This is a genomic window from Ruminococcus flavefaciens (assembly GCF_900119075.1).
Taxonomy (GTDB): domain Bacteria; phylum Bacillota; class Clostridia; order Oscillospirales; family Ruminococcaceae; genus Ruminococcus; species Ruminococcus flavefaciens_Q.
The window spans coordinates 220,255-240,046 of record NZ_FPIP01000004.1 but is presented as its reverse complement, the minus strand read 5'-3'; the positions used below and the strand labels follow the sequence as shown (position 1 = coordinate 240,046).

The following is a 19,792-nucleotide window of genomic DNA, read 5'->3' as shown; positions in this document are numbered from 1 at the left end:
GTTAAGCACAGAGGGCTTATTCATTATCTCTTTACGAAGTACTCCTCATACCATACGAGGAATGTATAGATAGTCCATACCTTACGCCAGTTATCAGAGTTTCCGCCTACATAATCCTTATATATAGCGTTTATCTCGTCGATATCAAAGAACTGCGCAGCCATATCACTGTTGAACTTAGCGCGAACATCTGCGTTATAGCGCTCGTCAGCAAGCCATATTCTTACGGGAACTATGAAGCCCAGCTTCTTTCTGAAAGCGATCTCCTCGGGAAGTACCTTTGCAGCAGCGGTTCTGAACGCCACCTTGTTCTGCTCCTCATTCACCTTGTACTTTGAAGGCATACGTGAAGCAATATCGAATATTCTTCTGTCTGTGAGGGGCATACGAATCTCCAGACCGCAGGCAGTACTCATCTTGTCAACATTGAGATAAATATCTCCCTCAAGCCATATCTGGATATCCACATCAGACATTTTTGTCAGCGGATCAAGTCCCTCAGTCTCGTCATAGATGTACTTCACAAGGTTTATGGGGAGCACATTGGGATCGTAGTGCTTGAGTATCTTCTGCTTTTCCTCTTCTTTCATGATATTGGTATTGCCCACATAGAAGGTCTTGAGGTTGTCGCCGTATCGCTCGGCATTGCGGTACATATTGTAGCCGCCGAAGAACTCGTCAGCGCCCTCGCCCGAGTAGCAAAGCTTTGTATGCTCGGCAGTAGCCTTGCAGCCGAGAGTGAATACTATAGCAGAAGCGTCGCCTAAAGGCTGCTCCATATTGTACATAACGAAAGGAACGATATCAAAGAAGTCCTTTGGCTGGATATTTGCAACGCTGTGCTCGACGTTAAGGAGCTCAGCAGTCTTGGCTGCAACTCTTGACTCGTCGAATCTTTCCTCGTCATATCCGCAGGAATCGGCTCTCTTAGCGTCGCTCATTGCAAGCACATAAGATGAATCAACGCCGCCCGAAAGGAATGACTCTGCCACTTCGTCATCGTCCTTGACCTCGGGAAAGATATTAGTCAGTGTATCATGTATCTCGTTTGCCCAGTCATCAAGGGACTTGCTCTCGTCGGGCTTGAATGTGGGAGTCCAGTAACGCTGAACTGTCAGCTTTCCGCCCTCGAATTCCAGCCAGTGTCCCGGCATGAGCTTCTTCACGCCCTTGAAGAATGTATCCTCGCCTGCAACATAGGTCAGTGTCATGTATATCTGGAGCATATCCACATTGAGCTCCTTGACGAAGCCCTCCTGACCGATTATCCTGCTGATATTTGTTCCGCAGAGGAGCTTGTTATCGGCTGTGATATAATAATAGAAAGGCTTTGTGCCGAACTGGTCTCTGAGACAGAAATACTTGTCTTTCTCGGTATCATAAAGAGCAAATGCGAACATTCCGTAAAAATGGTCAGCCATTTCCCTGCCCCACTTCTCATAAGCCTTGACGATAATAGCCTTTTCGCGATCCTCACGGGAAAGCGTGTTATCAATGCCCAGTTCTTCGCAAAGACCTCTCCAGTTTCTGATATGACCTCTGTAATCGCAGATATTAATCAATTTGATTCACCTCGTAATAGTGTAGCTTATATTTCTTCGTAGATCTGTGGACGGTTCATAAGTGCGCCCAGTGCGTGTCTGACATCTCCGCCGTTGAAAAGCACTTCATTAAGCTGCTCTGTGATAGGCAGCTCAACTCCAAGGCGTCTTGAAAGGTCGTAAGCAGCCTTGCAGCAGAAATAGCCCTCAACAGTGCCTACGCGCTCAACAGCCTCCTCGGGAGAAACTCCCTGACCGATAAGTATGCCTGCGCGTCTGTTGCGGCTGTGCATACTCGTACAGGTAACGATAAGGTCGCCAATGCCTGTAAGTCCGCTGAAGGTTATAGGCTCAGCGCCTGCGGCTTTTCCGAGACGTGCTATCTCGTGTATGCCTCTGGTCATAAGGGCAGCCTTTGTGTTGTCGCCGTAGCCCAGACCGTCGCATATGCCAACGCAGAGAGCAATGATATTTTTGAGAGCTCCGCCTATCTCGCAGCCCTTTACATCGTCATTAAGATATATTCTCATGAAGTTATTGCCGAATTCACGCTGAACGTACTCGGCAGCGTCATGATTCTCAGAAGCAGCAACTACAGTTGTGGGAACACATCTTGCGACCTCCTCAGCATGAGACGGTCCTGAGAGAACTACCATTTTTGGGGTTGGTATCTCCTCACGTATTACTTCGCTGAGAGTTTTAAGGCTTCCCTCTTCAAGTCCTTTACCTGTATTGACGATGACCATATGGTCGTCACAGTAGGGAGCAGCCTCCTTGGCTACGCTGCGCACAAATGATGACGGGATACCGAATACAAGCATATCACAGCCCTTTATACAGGAGATATCGCTTGTAAGGGCAATACTCTCGGAGATAGGTACTCCCGGGAGCTTCTGAACATGTTCGCCGTGAGAGCGGATATCATCTATTTCCGACTGGAACTTCGACCATACTGTAACATCATGTTTTCCGCAGTGTTCAGCCATTATTGCCAGTGCAAGACCGAAACCGCCCGAACCGAGTATAACTATTTTTGCCATAGAAGATCACTCCTTACGATAAATCATTCTCTGCCTATATCTATGGTGTTGAATGTGAATTTATTCTCATTTCCGTCAATAAGTCTCTGGATATTTGAACGGTGCATGAATATGACCATTGCCGCCATTGGCAGTGAAAGAAGCATATACAGACAGCTTCTTCCGAATGAATAGCCGTCAACTATCCATGACATCAGCAGTGTTGCAAGCGGGCAGTATGCTGTCGAAATTATTGAAGCAAGCGAAACATACTTGGAAATTGCAAGTATCACAACGAAAATAGCCAGAAGTGCAAGGAATACCTTGTAGTCAACAGCTAAAAACGAAGCCGCCCCCACAAGTACGCCCTTTCCGCCCTTGAATCCGTAATATATCGGGAAAACATGACCTATTATTGCAAATAAGCCTGCTATATAGCCGATATAGTGTGTATCATTGCCCGGGAGCATTCCTGCATGGAGAAGATGACAGAAGCCTCTTGCAAGGAATACTGCCACTACGCCTTTTAAGAGGTCTCCTATGAGAGTAAGAAGCGCGCTGGGCTTGCCTGCACATCTGAGAGTATTGGTAAGTCCTGCATTTTTACTGCCCATATCGCGGATATCTCTGCCAGTCATCATTCTTACGACGATGATAGAGAAATTTATACTGCCGAGGAAATATCCAAGACCTGCGGCGACGATAATTGAGAAAAACACCTTCATTATTTATCATTTCCTCCCCTCTCACGGACTATAAAGCGAACAGGAGTTCCCTCAAGTCCGAATGTTGAGCGTATTTGATTTTCAATATATCTTCTGTATGAGAAGTGGAAAAGGTCTGCCCTGTTTACAAAGGTAACAAAGGTCGGAGGCTTTGTAGAGGGCTGTGTCATATAGTATATCTTCAGTCTTCTGCCCTTGTCCGACGGAGGCTGAACTCTTGTGGTAGCGTATGCAAGGACGTCGTTGAGCATACCCGTTGATATTCTCATGCTGTTCTGCTCATAAACGTACTTGATGAGCTCATAGAGCTTGTTGATACGCTGTCCTGTCTTAGCAGATATGAACACAAAGGGTACGTATGACATAAAGCTGAAATCATTTTCCAGCTTAGTTCTGTACTCCTGCATGGTCTTGTCGTCCTTTTCTATGAGGTCCCACTTGTTTACAGCTACGACACAGGCTTTTCCCTGCTCATGAGCATAGCCTGCGACCTTAGAATCCTGCTCTGTAAAGCCCTCGGCTGCGTCAAGCATAATTACGCACACGTCAGCACGGTCAACAGCCATATAAGCACGGAGTACGCTGTAGTGCTCGACTTTTTCTGTGACCTTTGACTTCTTGCGGATACCTGCGGTATCAATGAATACGAAATTGCCGTACTCGTTATTGATAACGGTATCCGTTGAATCACGGGTAGTTCCTGCAATATCGGAAACGATAACACGCTCCTCGCCTGCTATCTTGTTGATAAGCGAGGACTTTCCTGCGTTTGGCTTACCGATAACGGCGACCTTGATATGATCCTCGCCGTAGTCAGTCTCCTCACCGTCAGGCAGGCTCTCATACACCTTGTCCAGCATATCGCCTGTGCCGTGACCGTGAACAGAGGATATTGGATATGGATCGCCAAGTCCCAGATTATAGAACTCGTAGAGCTCCAGCGGAGGATCTCCGAGATTATCAACTTTATTTACAGCAAGAACTATGGGCTTGCCGCTTTTAAGGAGCATTTGTGCCACGGCATAGTCGTCAGCGGTAACTCCGCATTTGATATCCGTTACAAACACGATAACGTCAGCCTTTTCGATAGCAAGCTCCGACTGTCTTCTCATCTGCGCAAGGATAACATCATTGCTTTCGGGCTCGATACCGCCTGTATCCACCACCATGAACTCCTTGCCGCGCCACTCGCACTTAGAATAGATACGGTCGCGTGTAACGCCGGGGGTATCCTCTACGATAGACAAGCGCTGTCCGATAAGCTTGTTGAAAAGTGTGGACTTTCCTACATTAGGACGTCCAACAACTGCAACTATCGGTAATGACATTGTATTGCTCTCCTTTCTCTCTTTACTTCAAAACAAGTCTGAGTATCACTGCCAGCCATAAATGGGCAGGATAGAATATATAGAAAAACCACTTTGAAAACTTAGGGAATCTTCCCTTTCTGCCGTTGTAGAACACTGTCATAAGGGCATATGCCGCCGCAAAATCGAATATATGCATAGCTGTCGATTCAAGCTTTATAAGCGAGAATCCCTCAAAATACAGCGGTATATCCGATACGAGGATATATACTGCCCAGACGCAGGCATACCATATCAGCCTTGCCTTCGGCTTTTCACGGAAGATATGGAGCCCCAGCACTATAAGCGGTCCGAATATGAACCACTCGGACACAAGAGCTGTAGTAACGCCGCATATAAGCACTATAAGGGCGATACGCTGCCAGAGCTTGAAATGGCTCTCCCATGCACATAAAGCAAGCAGGCTGAAAAACAGGGTGAACATGATGTTCGCGCCCCACCAGCCTGTTATAGGTCCCCACAAAAGAGTGAACGGGACCTGCGTTATACAGGCAAAAATAAAAAGCCTCTGTGCGTATTTCTTAACAGAGCGAGTGTATTTGTAGCCGTCGGCAATGAAAAAGAACATTACAGGCGGAGTCATCAGACTAAGCCGAATGAAAATTCTCTGCCAAAAGGGACAATCGGCAAAAAGTCCGTCAGGCGGCGTATCACCAACGCTCAGCCATGCGAAAAGATGTCCCCAGAACATGAAAAATATGATGATATACTTTATCACGTCGCGGTTTATGACTTTAAGTCTGCTCTTTTCCATATTCCCCCCTACGAGCTGATACACGTTATTCAGCTCTGAAGCGCAGTATTTTCGAGGAATATCTGCTGAAATTCTTCGATAATACGTTTTGGCATAAGCCTGCAAAGCGGTCTGTTATTGCAAAAATCAGATACTTAAAAAGGAGAGAAGGATTCTCTCCTCCTCTCCTTCTCTTTTATCGGATCAAGCCGATTATTCAGCGTCGATCTTAAGGACCTCAACGCCCTTATAGAATCCGCAGTTTTTGCAGACCTTATGGGGAGCCTTATATGCGCCGCAGTTGTCACACTTGGACATTGCAGGAGCTTCGAGCTTCCAAACAGCAGAACGTCTCTTGTCGCGTCTTGCCTTAGAAGTTTTTCTCTTTGGTACAGCCATTGTGGCACCTCCTTACAGAGCCTCACGGCTCAGATTAATTAAGATGATCGCACTGAGACTCATTCAGGTCACAGCCGCAGACCATGCACAGTCCCTTGCAGTCTTCCCTGCAAAGCACCTTAGTCGGCAGACTGAGGAGAATATCATTCAGCGCAACTTCATTCAATTCAATGCTCTCGCCGTCTGCCACGATATAATCATCGTTATCATCGTTGCTGACGGAAGGAACAACAATATGGTCAAAGGAAAGATCATATTCTCTGGAAAACTCTTTCAGACACCTGTCGCAGGTGTGAAGAAGCTTGAATACGGCAGTATAATCAAGATAGACTACGCCTGCCCTGTTATAGAGCTTTCCGCTGAGACTAACATCGGAACCGAATGAAAATCCTTTGATATCACCGAATTCTTCTGGAGCTATCTCATAGGAGAAATCTTTTTTCTCTCCGACAATATTGAATATCTGCTTTAAATTGATCTTCATACAACAATCCTTCAGAGCACTATAAGATATATTATACACCAATTGACTTTATCTGTCAATACTTCGGTGTAAAAATTTCAAATTTTTCCGCAGAATTACTTGATGAACTGCTTTACGCTCTCAGGAAGCTCAGAATCGTCAGCTGAAACTGTAAATACGATAGTAGCCTCTTCGCCTGTGAGCTTGTCGAGCTTCTCAAAGAGATTGCCGAGAGCGTCGTAATCTCTGCCTACGATCTTGAGGATACCGTCAACAAAAACGTCCTTGATATCGTAGTTGCCTGCGAGCATACCTGCTACGAAGCCATAGAAAGCGTCTGTACCCTCAATAGCAAAGCTCTCTGTATCGCACCATCTAACTCTGAAGCTGATAGAACGTCTGATGTTATCGCCCTTTTCGATGCAAACGAGGTTGCCGTTTGTTGACTTTACAGCTTCGTTGATCTGGTCGATAAGTATCTTTGTTTTACCTGTGCCTTTTTTACCTGTAATAAGTTTAATCATAATTTACTCCTTCCGTGCCTTGCGGCATTTGTGACGTATTATATTTTGTATTATGAACTAAACACAGCGATCAGCCGAGCTTAGCTTCAAGAGCTGCCTTTGCGCCCTCATAACCCGGCTTGCCGAGAAGAGCGAACATATTGGACTTGTAGCTTTCAACGCCTGGCTGGTTGAAAGGATTAACACCGAGAACATAGCCTGAGATAGCGCAAGCCTTCTCGAAGAAATAGATCATGTAGCCTACATTTTCCTCTGTAGTATCGTCAAGCTCGAGAATGATGTTAGGAACTCCGCCCTCTGTATGAGCGAGAACAGTACCCTCGAAAGCCTTTCTGTTTACTACTGACATATTCTGGTTTGTGAGGAAGTTGAGACCGTCAAGGTTCTCAGCGTCGGGCTCGAGGAAGAGATCAGTCTTGGGCTTCTTGATGTCAACAACTGTCTCGAAGAGAATTCTTGCACCGTCCTGGATATACTGTCCCATTGAGTGAAGGTCTGTTGAGAAAACAGCTGCTGACGGGAATATGCCCTTGTTGTCCTTGCCTTCGCTCTCGCCGAAGAGCTGCTTGTACCACTCAGACATCATTACGAAGCTTGGATCGTAGGAAACCAGCATTTCTACTGACTTGCCCTTTCTGTAAAGGATATTTCTGAGTGCAGCGTACTTATAGCAATCGTTATTGTCGAAATCTGCGCAGAAGTCAGCCTGTGCCTTGGCAGCGCCCTTCATGAGAGCGTCGATATCGCAGCCTGCAACTGCAATAGGAAGAAGACCAACAGCTGTAAGAACAGAGAAACGTCCTCCTACATCGTCAGGGATAACGAATGTCTCGTAGCCCTCAGCGTCTGAGAGGTTCTTGAGAGTTCCTCTTGCCTTGTCTGTAGTAGCGAAGATACGGTTCTTAGCTTCTTCCTTGCCATATTTATCCTCAACCATCTTCTTGAAGATTCTGAAAGCAAGAGCGGGCTCTGTGGTCGTACCTGACTTAGAGATAACGTTTACAGAGAAGTCCTTACCCTCACAGAGAGCAATGATCTCGTTGAGATAAGCAGGATTGATGCTGTTTCCAACATAATAGATATCAGGTGTGTCCTTCTTCATATTGTTGTAAAGAGGCGACTTGAGAAGCTCGATAGCTGCTCTTGCGCCAAGATATGAACCACCGATACCGATAACGATAAGGATATCTGAATTCTTCTTGATTCTCTCGGCAGCTGCCTTGATACGTGCGAATTCTTCCTTATCATAGGCTGTAGGGAGCTCTACCCAGCCTAAAAAATCATTGCCGAGACCTGACTTGCTGTGAAGTGACTGAGCAGCAGCCTCTACCTGAGCCTTGATACCAGCCATTTCGTCAGCATTGACGAAGTCCTTCAAGTATTTGGTGTTGAGTTTTAAAGACATTAGAATTTACCTCCAATATGTATGGTAAGCCATACAAATATAATTTACCATCTTTATGATACTATATTTTTGGATTTTTTTCAAGTCCTTTGCGTAACAATTTCAACATTTGTATATTTATAACAATTCTATCCTCACTTTTCCATCATTTTATCCAACAGCTTATATAAAATATATTTATAGCTCAGTTTCGGAACAGCGCTTTTCGTCAGCAGTTCGCTTTCGTATACAAGCGTATCGTCGTTATAAAAGGCTGCTGTGCCGATTGGCTGACCAATTTTCACAGGAGCTGTAAGATATTCGGGAATGACTACCCTTGCGCGGAGCTCTCCCGAGCCCTTGGGCACAACAGTCTTTCCCTGCTCATTGAGGTATATCTCCACAGCCGCAGAAGTTCCGTTTTTCACCTTTACAGGGGTAAGCATCTCGTCGGGAAACATTGTAAATGCCACCTTATAGCCGCTGAAGCCGCTGCGAACGAGCTTTTTTGCAGTCCCGAGAGATATATCCGCATTTTCAGCCCCAAGAACTACCGATACAAAGGTACTGCCGCTTTCATTGCGTCCGCCCTCGGCAGCGCAGTAACCCGTTTCATCAGAATGGCAGGCTTTGAAGCCGATATGTCGGTCGTAAGTACGAATAAGAGCGTTTTCGCTTACAAGCTCTGTCTTTCCGCCCTTTACAAAATCACGCCACGTTGAAAACATAGGCGTCAGAAAATCATATTTTGCCAGCTCACAGCAGATAACCGCCATATCACGGGCTGTCGTGTACTCCTCCGCGGAATAATATCCATAGGGCGAGACAAACCGCGTATCACGCAGACCTAAATCAAAAGCCTTTGCGTTCATGTCCATGACAAAGCTTTCGGTACTTCCCGAGGATTTCTCCGCAAGAACTGTCATAGCGTCGTTGGCGTTTCCGATTATAACGCTTTTCAGAAGCTCCTCAACTGACATCTTATCGCCGCTTTCGAGCCATATGACAGCTCCCTTGGTATTGGTGACGCTCTCGGAGGCAGTAAGCTCGTCAGCAAGAGAATACTCCCCGTTCTGTATGTCCTCTGCTATGAGAAGTACGCTCATAAGCTTGGTTAGATATCCTGCATTCAGCCGTTTATCGGCGTTAAGCTCATTCAGGACCGTGTGCGTCTCAGCCTCCATAAGCACATACGCCTGCGGTTGGGGCTCTTCCTTTGCATTCGCTCCCATAAAAAGCGCCGAAAGCGCCGCAAAAACCAGTATAACAGCTATATTTCTCAGTTTTTTCAGCATATTCATCACCTCAAAGGATAATATGCGTATTCCTGCAAAAAAATGAATAAAAAGGAGATAAAGGAGCAGCAAAAGCTGCTCCTTTATCTCCTTTTTATTCATTTTTTAAAGCGGTGATAATAAACGCGTCCTTATTATCGCCTGTAATCTCGTAATTACCCGATATCGGTACTCTCGTTTTGTACTTTTCATCGTTTCCGATAACTGAGTATATCTGATATCCCTTATCGTTGAATGTAAGGCTGTATGGCTCTTCAAATGTGTACTGCTTGAGGAAATCAACGTACTCCTCAAGGCACATCTGCTTCTTTTCCATTATTGCTGCGTGTATCTCACCCACGTATCTGAGATGCCACGGGCAATATTCATTGCCTGTCTTGTCCTTTTTATTCTGTGGATATCTTACTATGAATCCATACTTCCAGCAGTTCTCAACTATCCAGCCCTCGGTGTCATATCCGTCGTATGACAGCACAGAGCCGTAAGCGTTCAATGCGAGGTCTACGCAGTATCCCGCCTTGGACTCACTGAAAGCCTTTGGGCAGTATGAATCTTCGCCTGTATATGTATCGGTAGTTCCGTATACGATAAAATCAGCCAAAGCTGTCTGGTTAGCATAATCCTCCATCATGGAGTTAAGTGCCTCTGCCGCGTCCTCGTTGAGTTCAACCTTCTCGTCAACAAGGGTATAGAATTCGTTCTTCTCCTCCGACAGATCTACCATAGCCTTACTGTAATCCTCTTTTGCGGGAGCGCTCTCGGTATATATTGCAAGTATACCCTCTGCAAGTTCATTTTTCGATAACTCGTACTCCGAATAGCCCAGATACTTTACACCCTCAAAAGCAGTTGTGCTCTCGTCGGTTGTGCCCAGCGAAAGGCTGCTGCCTGTGGGAGTCACCTCCTGTGCTTCGGAACTACGGAAGTTTCCGTTTATTGTAAGATTTAAAGGCTGCTGACTTGCCAGACTTCTTCTGAGGGTATCAGCACCCGAAAGTGTTATTACAATAGCGCCCATAGCAAGCAAAACTCTGCTGAACCTGAGCTTTTTTCTCTTTGGCTCCTGCATTTTTACCATATCCTCCGATTGTTTTGTTCTACATCATAAAATAATACTTTGGTTCTTTTTCTTTATTTTTCTATCGTTTTTCAGGCATACGCCCGAGTATTATTTATATCAGAATAGCATTTCAGCCAAATTATCTTTGTTCAGCTTCCCCCGACTTGTCCGCCGCAAGGGAAAAATAAAAAGACACTGCTGTTTCCCTGCCTGTTCTGTAGTAACCCGGATACAAAGGTGCGACACCTTTTACGTCAGCTTTAACTAATGGCAAGATATGCAGAAACAGTACGTCTGTAAATACCTATAGTCAGCCTCAGCTGTCGACTCCGAAAAATATTAGAACTTTTAAAGGAAAACCGCCGTGCCTGTATGTTTTTATTCAGCATTGCGAAATTTGTTTCCTTCTTTTGTTCATTCTACACCATAATATTATATATCTCTGTATCTTATATTATAGTACAGAATAATTTCCTTGTCAACATTTTTTTCATATTCTGCGAATTATACAAAAACTATGTTCTATCTTATACAGACAGCACAACAGGCTCCCCCTTTGGAGAGCCTGTTCATCAAAGTTCAACTGTAATGCTGTCCTTCAGCTCAAAGGAATAGAGCAAAGTTTCCTTTACTCTCTTGCCTGTGGTCAGCTCTATTGCCGCCTTGTAAAGCCTCAGCTGCATAGCATACCGCTCTTTCAGCGCCGCAAGGGATACTCCCCTGTCGGACTTGTAGTCTACTATGACTATGCCGTCAGGCTCCTCAAACATAAGGTCGATAATACCCTTTATCATGCCGTCGGACTTTTTCAGCCTGTCGAGAGTTTCGTTCTCGATATCAAGCTGAGAGACCGCTACCATGAATTTCTTCTCCCTGACATAGCGCAGGGAGCTCTTTATCCTGTCATATAGACTGCTTTCGAAGAACGCCGCAACGTTCTCAACGCTTATGGATTCCGCCTCTGCCCTGCTGATATAGCCCTTTTGCGTAATGCTTGCTATCTCGGATTCGGCAGCATTAATAGCATTGTCAAAGTCGCAGTACTGGAAAAATGTGTGTATCGCCGTTCCGCGCTCTGCACCTGTCAGCTTTGTACCCTCGGACTTGAACTTCGGGCGTTTCAACCTGAAATCGAAACGGTCGTCGTTCTCTTTAAGCTTCTTGGTTATCTGGGTAACGCTCAGCTTTGCAGGAGTCTCGGAAAGCGTTCTGTCGTACTTAAAGTCTATGATGTCCTTCATCTTTGCAATGAGCACTTCGTCAGCCGCAGCCTCCTCTGTTTCCTCTTCGCTTTCCTCGGTTTCAGCCGAAGCTGTCTCAACAATCTCGTACTCAAACAGCGTATCAGCCGCACTGCCTGCTCCAAGTCTGCTGACATCAAGCCCAAGCTGCTGAGCGATATCCGCAAACTCCTTACTGCGTATAACAGCAGCCCAAAGCCAGTCAGAAAAGCTCTTAGCCTCTGACACCCACTCGGTTATGTCGTCATTGTGGAGCATACAGCTGTCAATGAGGGAGTTTACACGTTTCAGTGCCTTTTCGCTGCATTTCAGATTTATGAAAAGCTGCTGCTGAGCCCTTGTAAGTCCGACGTAGAGAAGTCTCATTTCCTCGCTTCGTGTGGCTCTTTCCTCCTCGGCTGAGAGCATGGTCTGCTGGAACGTCCTGTACTTTCGGAACAATGTCGGCTCATACAGCACATAGCCTATCCTGCCGTCGTCGCTGCACATGACAGTTTTTGAGTCGAATTTGAAGTTCACGGAGGTCTCTGCTATGAAAACAAATGGAAATTCCAGTCCCTTGGAGCGATGAAGCGTCAGAACGTTGACGTATTCACCTGCCGAAGCCGATATCTTGCCCTGTGCGTAGTCGCCGTTCTCCATGACTCTGTCAAGGTGACGCAGAAATCCGTTAAGTCCGCCCGTGCCGTCAAATGCGGCGGAGCTCTCATAATTCTGAGCATACTGTATCAGCGCGCGGAGATTTGCACGTTTCTGGTCGCCGTCGCTGTAGAGCTGCATAACTGAGATAAAGTCCGTGGTATCATATATCTCGCCGATAAGCTCGCCTAAAGTCATAGTCACGGAGTCAAGCCTGAATTCGTCAAGGGATTCAAGGAACTCCATACAATGCTCCCTCAGGAACATATCCGTGCATTCCTCATACTCTCCCTCTGCCAGGCCACGAATTATCGCAAAAAGTGCTCTGTGCTTGTCGAGTGACTTTATGACCGCAAGGTCGGATATACTGAACATATACATAGGCGAGGTCATTACCGCTGCCATTGGAATATCCTGCAATGGGTTGCTGATAACTCTCAGCAGGTCGATAAGAACTGCTATTTCACGGGATTTAAGGTAGCCTGCCTCCTCGTTGCCCTTTGCAGGCACGCCTATCCTGTTGAGCTCGTCGGCATAGACGTTGATGTAGGAGTTGTTTCGCACAAGGATACAGAAATCCGACGGTCTGCACGGACGCTGAATGCCGTCCCTGTCGGTGACAAGAACGCCATTTTTCAGCATATCCGCTATTTTCTGTGCCGTGAATACCGCCTCTCGGTCAGCCTTGATATTAACGCTTTCCTCGTCATCTTCACAGGGCTCGTCATTGATAAACGAGATGTGAGTGATACGCTGACTTCCGCCGCTCTCAGTGAAATGCTGTGCTCCGAAATATAGCATTTCGTCGCTGTTATAGTCAATATCGCCGCAGTTTTCGCTCATTATCTGAGAAAAAACATAGTTTACGAAGTCGATGACCTGCGGTGAGCTCCGGAAATTTTTGTTAAGGGTTATGTACTGATTTTTGCTGTCGCTGTCTGCGGAATACTTGTCCGCACCTTTCAGCGTGTTTATGAAGTTCCGCGGATTCGCCAGTCTGAAACGGTAGATAGACTGCTTCACGTCGCCAACAAGGAAAACATTGTCGCCGTAGAGGGGCTCACCGTTTTCTCCGAGCTTATAATTCTTGGATATGAGCTTGAATATCAGGTCCTGCTTGTTATTGGAGTCCTGATACTCGTCTATCATGATTATATCGTAAAAGTCGGCTATCTTCTCAGCAGCTTCGGACTGTATTATCCTGCCGTTTTCGTCCTCGGCAGCAAGAATATCCAGCGCAAGGCGCTCGCCGTCATCAAAGCTGAGAGCATTTTTCTCGCACTTCTTCTCCCACAGTATCTCATGGTACTTTCTCAGCATATCCGCAAGAACAGCAGTCACCTCGCCGCTCTCGGCAAAGTCGCTCTCAACGGAGGTGATACTGCTTATGACTTTGGCAACGCTCTTTTTGATTATATCGCGCTTTTTCTTGAAGATATCCCTCAGAGCCTTGTCATGTGGAGTCTTTCCGACTCTCACAAGGTCTGCGAAATCCTCAGCCTTTGCACATTCTTCAGCTGTGGGGATACGTCCGTTTCTGAATACTCCCAGCAGGTCTGACACATTATCGTAGTCGTTTTCAGCCTGCTCATAGGACTTCACTGCCGCCGCAGCCGCCATATCGGGGAAAATTCGGCTTATCATGCCCATATTATCATCAGCCGCTTTAAGTGCCGATTCAAGCTGACGGGTAAGAGTTTCAATGAGCTTACGGCAATAGACCGAGCTCTCAAAATCAGTGTTGTAGTTTTCCACGGCTGTTTCAAGCCATTTTTCGGACATTGTTACGGAAGATAGGAAATTATCCGCCCTTTCGATGACTTCCACAAGCCTTTTCTCGTCTTTTATGCAGAAACGGTCGTACATAAAGGATATCTTGTCGTACTCATTGGCGCTGTAATAGTTGATAAGCTCTTCAAGAGCACGGGCTCTCAGCACCTTGTTATCAGTGTCGTCAAGCACGCTGAATCCCGAGGTCACGCCGTTTTCGCCTATATTATCCCTTATAAGGTCGAAGCAGAAGGAGTTTATCGTCGATATCCTTGCACTTTGCAGAAGTATCTGTTGTTTTAGCAGATGACGGTCATCGGGGTGCTCGTTGATAAGAGCGCGGAGCTTGCTGTCAAGGCGCTTTTTCAGTTCCGCTGCGGCGTCGTTTGTAAAGGTAACAACTACCATTCTGTCTGCGCGGACTCCCGAATCCTTGTCGGCTATGAGCTGAACCAGTCTCTCCGTAAGTACCGCCGTCTTGCCGCTTCCTGCGGCTGCAGATACGATAAGGGACGTATCTCTCGCGTCAATAGCATTCTGCTGCTGCTGCGTCCAGCTCATATTACTCCTCCTCTCCCTTGTATTTCTTGCCCAGTATCTCCTGAGCCTCGGCAACCGCGATCTCGTCGGGCGTTCTCTGCCGTTCAAGCTCTGAATTATCGCATATATTCATGTACTCGCAGTAGGTGCAGGGCAGCTTGTTCCCCATAAGAAGCGGAACAGCTTCGGCGTCGCCTGCAAGGAGGGACTCAGCCATGCTTTTCAGCTTGCCGTAGGTGTAATTTCTCAGCAAGGTCATTCCCTCTGCGGATATACAAGCGGAATTTTTGTCGGGAACTCCGTTTTTGTCAAGCTTTACGGGTATGAACTCGCCGCGGACGTTCTTTTCCATAGCTTCAAGAATATCCCTGTCACCGAGGACAAGTCCGCTGGTACGGAGCGCTGAATTGACAGCTCCCGTATTCTTTGAATCCACCTTGTGTGATTCGAGATGCACCTCAGATATCCTTACGGGAGAATAAAGAACTCCCGCAGGCAAATAGCCCTCGTATATGCCGCCCTTGTCCGTGGAAGCAAAGAGATACAGCAGCATCTGCATATTGATTCCGCAGGCAAGAGTTTCCGCCGTTATGTCCTTGCGGCTGCTCTTGTAGTCGATTATGCGGAGATACTTATCACCGTCCATGTCGCACACATCAGCTCGGTCAACTATACCGCCGAAGCTGAGCTTTCTGCCGTCGCCGAAGGGCAGTATCACGGAATGGCTGTCTCTCAGGTCAAGCTCGAACTTGTGGGGCACGAAATCCGAAGCCATAAGCGCCTGCTGGGTATACATGAATACCTCGGACATACGCTCAGTCAGCTTATTGAAGATAAGGTCAAACTTGGCGTCCTTGCCGAAATCTCCTGCAAGAGCCTCATTGCGGTATTCCTCTGCGCAGGTGTTTATCTCCGACTTTACAGCGTCACAGGACAGGTTCACGAACTCTGTCTTGCTGTACTTTCCGAGAATACCGTAAAAGCACCTGTGAGTCAGCTCGCCTGCGATTCTTGCGTCAAGCTCCACCTTTTCGTTGAGATGAAGTCTCAGACACTTGTCGCAGAAGTATTTGAAATGGCACAGGTTGTACTCTTCAAGTCCCGATGATGACAGCTTCAGCGGCTCGAAGCTTTGCAGCTTTTCCATGATATCCCTGTCTATGCTGAAGCTCTGGGTGTGATAGCCCCTGCTCATTACATAAGACAGCCTGCGCCTGTAGTCGGGAGCGCCCATGAGAAGCTCCTTGACAGAAGCAACAGCGGTGTCATTGCTTTTTCGCTCCTGCATATAATGATAGAACGCGGAATGTAGCGTAGCTGCGTAATAGTCAGTGGAAATACTGCCGCTTGTCATGCGAATGCTCTCGTCGCCGAACATGGCAATTATCCTGTCAACGATCTGGGCAGGATATTTTGCCTGTCCCGATAGATCGGACAGCGGATAGGTTATATAGAGCTTGTCCGAAGCCGCGGATACAGCCTTGTAAACTACAAGGCGCTCCGAAGCGATAAGTTCTGCAAGAGGCGTTGAAAGCTCAATGCCGTTCTCGGAAAGCTTTGACTTCTCAGCCTCGGAGAACAGTCCGTGGAGACTTATCTGATTGGGGAAATCCCCGTCGTTGGCTCCCATGACGAATACAACTCTCGGGGAGTCAAGTCTTGCCATTCGCGCAGAAGCCGCAGTAACAGCGTCAAGAGTCTGGGGCGGCACTGAATACTTGATACGTCCTATCATAGAACGGATAATGCGTGAAAACTCGGCAAAGCTTATCTCCCTGCCGCCGAGTGTATCACAAAGACTGTCCAGTATATCCATAAGGCAGCCCCAGAGTCGTTTCAGCTCCGCCGCTTCGTAGTCCTTATCCTGCTTGATGAGCTGTCCCATGAGCTTTGCGGTGTTTTTCTCAGCATTGCAGTAAACTATATGGTCATATAGCAAACCGCACAGCTTTTCGGCAGTGTTTTTGCCATTCAGCTTCTTTTTCAGCTTTATAAGTGGAACTACAGTCTTTTTTCTGATATTTTCAAGGAGCTCCAGCTGTTCGTCCTCGGCAGTGAACTCCTCCAGCCAGCTGTCGCCGTCAACGTCCCATTTATAGCAGTAATTCTCCAGCAGAGATACCTCAGTGAGAGTAACGTCCAGAAGTCCGCTTTTGAGGAATCGGAATATCTGCTCCGAGCGGATACGGCGGCTGGATAATATATCGAGCATGGACGTAAAGAACACCATTACCGAGGTATGAGCGACGTCCTTTTCAAGGCTCAGGAAATACGGGATATCGTATCTCTTGAATGAAGCCTTCAGCACGTCTGAATAAACTGCGATATCATTGGAGATTATGGCAATATCCTTGTACATCAGCGACCTGTCCTCATAGACAAGGTGCTTGATAACGGCGCATACGAACTCCGCCTCGTCATACATATCCCTTGCCTCGAAAATACGCACATTCTCAGCCTTCGGAGCTTTATCCGCCTCGTTTTTCTGGTTCACAAGGGCTCTCCTGCTGACGTATTCAAGATCGGGAGTTTTAAATCTGTAACACTTTTCACACTTTTCTACGGAAGTTTCCACGCCGATTTCGCGGCAGATATTCATTATCTTCCTGTAGGTGTCGTTTACGGTCTCAAAAAGTGTGTACGCTCCTGCGTTGACGTCGTCTGTTCTGAGGGCTATGCACACATTTTCCGCTGAGGATATCATAACGCGGAGCATTTCGTACTGGTCTGCGGTAAAGCTCTCAAATTCGTCGAGAAAGACCGTCTTGCCCTTGAAATACTCGTGGAGATTCGCTATCTTTGCGGCTTCGCGGATATTGTCAAGCTCGTCCTTGAAGCCGTACTCAGCCATGAGGCGCTGATATTCAAGAAAAATAGCCGCAACATCGTCGGTCTTGTCCATAAGTCTCTTGTCGAGAGTACGGGAGCGCTGTACAAGTTCCTCGGGAGATATGCCCGAGCGCTTGATATCGCGTATCAGCGTCATTATCTCCTCAGCAAAGCCGCTCTGCTGACTCTGTCTGCGGAAGCTGCTGAGAGACTCGGGACGTGACATCGCGGCGTTCACAGCCTGATATATGAGAATCATTTTCGCCATATCATCGGCAAATTCGCCCTTTCGGTCAGGATCGCCGTAGAGCTGGAAAAGCTGTCTTGCCAGACCTGTAAAGCTCAGGGAAAAAAGCTCGTTGAAGTTCTCCGCACCAAGATAGAAATAGAGCTTTTTATCGAAATCCTGCGAAAACTGCTCGGGAACTATTATGCAGAGCTTTTCTGCCGCACCGCATTTTTTCTGTATCTTTGCAAACATTCCTGTGGTTTTTCCACAGCCTGCCGCACCTGTTATAAATTCAACCATAACTGCCTTCTTTACATAAAATATGCATACCGCGAAAAACGGTATGCATATTGATCTTCGTTATCAGAAACCGTTCAGATGGTTCTTTTTCATTATCTCAGGGAACTTAAGATAAGCATAATCAAGATTGAAGCTGCCGCTGAGACCGTTTAACTTTCCGTCGTTGGTATACTGCCACATATTGTAATTCTTGCTGAACTCGGGCTTTGATACTCCGTAGTGAGCTACCCATACATCATAATCAGCGAATACAGACTCGTCCACTCTTGAAGTAAGGAAGTTTGCATAGCTCTTTATGCCTACATAGTAGCCTTTTTTCTCAAGAGTCGAGCAGAATGCCTTGATTATATCGGATATCTCCTTGTTGCTCTTTGAAGCGAAGCACTGATCCTCTACACAGTAGTATATAGGATAAGCGAACTTGTGTCCATCGATGACCTCCAGACAAGCCTCTGCTTCCTTGACAGCGTCCTCAGGAGATTCAGCGTAGCTGTACCAGTAAGCTCCGCAGTCGATACCAGCCTTTTCAGCGCCCTCTATGTTAGCTTCAAAGTACTTATCGGTCTGCGATGCAAGATTGCCGTAGCCTGCGCGTAACATCGCATAATCTATACCGCTTGCCTTTACCTTGTCCCAATCCATTTTGCCCTGCCATACCGAAACGTCGATACCGCTTGCAACGCCCTTATTTACGTTCACAGGACGTATCGGAACGCTTGCGTCGGTCTCTGTGCCGTCGGGCTCATATGTATCGGGAGATATCAGGTACGGATAATTCACATAGCAGTGATCCAGATCGACAACAGTGTCGATTCCGTTCACCCTGCCCTTGTCGCTGTGCTGCCACATACCGTAATTGCCTGTATATCCGGGAGCTTTAACGTCCCAGTGGGCAACCCATACAGCATATTTATCCAGCACCTGCTGATAGACCTTGGACGTAAGCAGACTTGAGAAGCTGTATACGCCTGCGGAATATCCCTTTGACTCGATTGTAGAGCAGAAAACATCGATTATCGCAGATATCTCCGAGATAGGGAGCTTCTTCTGACCTTCCTCCTCAATATCGAAATAAACAGGATATTTGAAGTTGTAATCCTTTATGATGTTATAGCATGATATAGCTTCTTCACGCGCCTCTTCGGGACTGTAAGCGTAGCTGTACCAGTATATGCCGATATCCATGCCGACCTTCTGGGCTTCATCGATATTGTACTGAAACCATGTATCCTTCTGATAGGGATACTTATCAGCATTACCGTAACCGGCCCTGATTATAGCGAAATCTATTCCGCTGTCCTTAACAGCCTGCCAGTCTATCTTTCCCTGTGCATAGGAAACATCTATGCCCTCTGCCTTTTTGTACATCAGGCTCTTGTCGCCCGAATGCATCTTGACATAGGTCTGATGAGCGTTATAAATATCAAAAACATTAAACGGCGTTTCTGTAAGCTCAGCAGCCTCTACAGTACCGTTTTCTGCGGTATCAACCGAGATACTGCCCGAAGCCTCTTTACTTTCAAGCTCAATTGTGGTATCATATATATTGCAGCTTATATTATTTTCGGCGAAAGCTTCTGAGGGTGATAATGCTGCACTTGAACCGATGAAAGAACAAGCCATCAGTACAGAAAGCAGGCTCTTATATATCCTCATATCCGATCAAACTCCCTTTCGTTAACGTTACAAAAAAGAAATAACTGTTTCATAGCTTTTTGTAAATTATAACATACT

14 protein-coding genes are annotated in these 19,792 nt (G+C 46.6%); all 14 read right to left on the bottom strand.

Annotated features, from left to right (window positions below):
• Nucleotides 1-23 precede the first annotated feature (23 nt).
• The 14 genes from BT105_RS07995 to BT105_RS07930 all read right to left on the bottom strand — a co-directional run bounded on the left by BT105_RS07995 (nucleotide 24) and on the right by BT105_RS07930 (nucleotide 19,714).
• On the bottom strand, nucleotides 24-1,562 hold the full coding sequence (locus BT105_RS07995; protein WP_072300235.1) for an asparagine synthetase B family protein: 1,539 nt from the start codon (nucleotides 1,560-1,562) through the stop codon (nucleotides 24-26).
• Between the two features lie 26 nt (nucleotides 1,563-1,588).
• Nucleotides 1,589-2,581, bottom strand: a complete 993-nt coding sequence (locus tag BT105_RS07990; protein WP_072300234.1) for an NAD(P)H-dependent glycerol-3-phosphate dehydrogenase — start codon at nucleotides 2,579-2,581, stop codon at nucleotides 1,589-1,591.
• A gap of 23 nt (nucleotides 2,582-2,604) precedes the next feature.
• Nucleotides 2,605-3,285, bottom strand: coding sequence for a glycerol-3-phosphate 1-O-acyltransferase PlsY (gene plsY, locus BT105_RS07985; protein WP_051530499.1), 681 nt, complete (start codon nucleotides 3,283-3,285; stop codon nucleotides 2,605-2,607).
• Complete coding sequence (gene der, locus BT105_RS07980) at nucleotides 3,285-4,613, bottom strand: ribosome biogenesis GTPase Der (protein ID WP_072300233.1); 1,329 nt, start codon at nucleotides 4,611-4,613, stop codon at nucleotides 3,285-3,287. The genes plsY and der overlap by 1 nt, the downstream gene beginning before the upstream one ends.
• Before the next feature lie 22 nt (nucleotides 4,614-4,635).
• The gene (locus BT105_RS07975; protein ID WP_072300232.1) at nucleotides 4,636-5,406 is read right to left on the bottom strand and encodes a TraX family protein; all 771 of its coding nucleotides are present in this window, start codon (nucleotides 5,404-5,406) and stop codon (nucleotides 4,636-4,638) included.
• 192 nt (nucleotides 5,407-5,598) lie between these two features.
• On the bottom strand, nucleotides 5,599-5,784 hold the full coding sequence (rpmF, locus tag BT105_RS07970) for a 50S ribosomal protein L32 (RefSeq protein WP_019678749.1): 186 nt from the start codon (nucleotides 5,782-5,784) through the stop codon (nucleotides 5,599-5,601).
• Between the two features lie 34 nt (nucleotides 5,785-5,818).
• Nucleotides 5,819-6,268, bottom strand: a complete 450-nt coding sequence (locus BT105_RS07965) for a YceD family protein (protein WP_072300231.1) — start codon at nucleotides 6,266-6,268, stop codon at nucleotides 5,819-5,821.
• A 95-nt stretch (nucleotides 6,269-6,363) separates the two neighbouring features.
• On the bottom strand, nucleotides 6,364-6,771 hold the full coding sequence (locus BT105_RS07960; RefSeq protein ID WP_072300230.1) for a hypothetical protein: 408 nt from the start codon (nucleotides 6,769-6,771) through the stop codon (nucleotides 6,364-6,366).
• A gap of 70 nt (nucleotides 6,772-6,841) precedes the next feature.
• Complete coding sequence (locus tag BT105_RS07955) at nucleotides 6,842-8,176, bottom strand: glucose-6-phosphate isomerase (RefSeq protein WP_072300229.1); 1,335 nt, start codon at nucleotides 8,174-8,176, stop codon at nucleotides 6,842-6,844.
• A gap of 134 nt (nucleotides 8,177-8,310) precedes the next feature.
• A complete protein-coding gene (locus tag BT105_RS07950; protein ID WP_177243949.1) occupies nucleotides 8,311-9,450 on the bottom strand; it encodes a D-alanyl-D-alanine carboxypeptidase family protein in 1,140 nt (379 codons plus the stop codon).
• 94 nt (nucleotides 9,451-9,544) lie between these two features.
• The gene (locus tag BT105_RS07945) at nucleotides 9,545-10,528 is read right to left on the bottom strand and encodes a M15 family metallopeptidase (protein WP_081367835.1); all 984 of its coding nucleotides are present in this window, start codon (nucleotides 10,526-10,528) and stop codon (nucleotides 9,545-9,547) included.
• A 554-nt stretch (nucleotides 10,529-11,082) separates the two neighbouring features.
• Nucleotides 11,083-14,721, bottom strand: coding sequence for a helicase-exonuclease AddAB subunit AddA (addA, locus tag BT105_RS07940; protein WP_072300226.1), 3,639 nt, complete (start codon nucleotides 14,719-14,721; stop codon nucleotides 11,083-11,085).
• A 1-nt stretch (nucleotide 14,722) separates the two neighbouring features.
• Nucleotides 14,723-18,058 carry a PD-(D/E)XK nuclease family protein gene (locus BT105_RS07935; RefSeq protein ID WP_072300225.1) on the bottom strand — a complete coding sequence of 1,112 codons (3,336 nt, stop codon included), beginning with the start codon at nucleotides 18,056-18,058 and terminating at the stop codon, nucleotides 14,723-14,725.
• A 63-nt stretch (nucleotides 18,059-18,121) separates the two neighbouring features.
• Nucleotides 18,122-19,714, bottom strand: coding sequence for a glycoside hydrolase family 25 protein (locus BT105_RS07930; RefSeq protein WP_072300224.1), 1,593 nt, complete (start codon nucleotides 19,712-19,714; stop codon nucleotides 18,122-18,124).
• Nucleotides 19,715-19,792 lie beyond the last annotated feature (78 nt).

Coding starts and splice junctions, on each gene's coding strand:
- BT105_RS07990 (WP_072300234.1), bottom strand. CDS start 2,581: ATGGCAAAAATAGTTATACTCGGTTCGGGCGGTTTCGGTCTTGCACTG.
- plsY (WP_051530499.1), bottom strand. CDS start 3,285: ATGAAGGTGTTTTTCTCAATTATCGTCGCCGCAGGTCTTGGATATTTC.
- der (WP_072300233.1), bottom strand. CDS start 4,613: ATGTCATTACCGATAGTTGCAGTTGTTGGACGTCCTAATGTAGGAAAG.
- BT105_RS07975 (WP_072300232.1), bottom strand. CDS start 5,406: ATGGAAAAGAGCAGACTTAAAGTCATAAACCGCGACGTGATAAAGTAT.
- rpmF (WP_019678749.1), bottom strand. CDS start 5,784: ATGGCTGTACCAAAGAGAAAAACTTCTAAGGCAAGACGCGACAAGAGA.
- BT105_RS07965 (WP_072300231.1), bottom strand. CDS start 6,268: ATGAAGATCAATTTAAAGCAGATATTCAATATTGTCGGAGAGAAAAAA.
- BT105_RS07960 (WP_072300230.1), bottom strand. CDS start 6,771: ATGATTAAACTTATTACAGGTAAAAAAGGCACAGGTAAAACAAAGATA.
- BT105_RS07955 (WP_072300229.1), bottom strand. CDS start 8,176: ATGTCTTTAAAACTCAACACCAAATACTTGAAGGACTTCGTCAATGCT.
- BT105_RS07950 (WP_177243949.1), bottom strand. CDS start 9,450: ATGCTGAAAAAACTGAGAAATATAGCTGTTATACTGGTTTTTGCGGCG.
- BT105_RS07945 (WP_081367835.1), bottom strand. CDS start 10,528: ATGGTAAAAATGCAGGAGCCAAAGAGAAAAAAGCTCAGGTTCAGCAGA.
- addA (WP_072300226.1), bottom strand. CDS start 14,721: ATGAGCTGGACGCAGCAGCAGCAGAATGCTATTGACGCGAGAGATACG.
- BT105_RS07935 (WP_072300225.1), bottom strand. CDS start 18,058: ATGGTTGAATTTATAACAGGTGCGGCAGGCTGTGGAAAAACCACAGGA.
- BT105_RS07930 (WP_072300224.1), bottom strand. CDS start 19,714: ATGAGGATATATAAGAGCCTGCTTTCTGTACTGATGGCTTGTTCTTTC.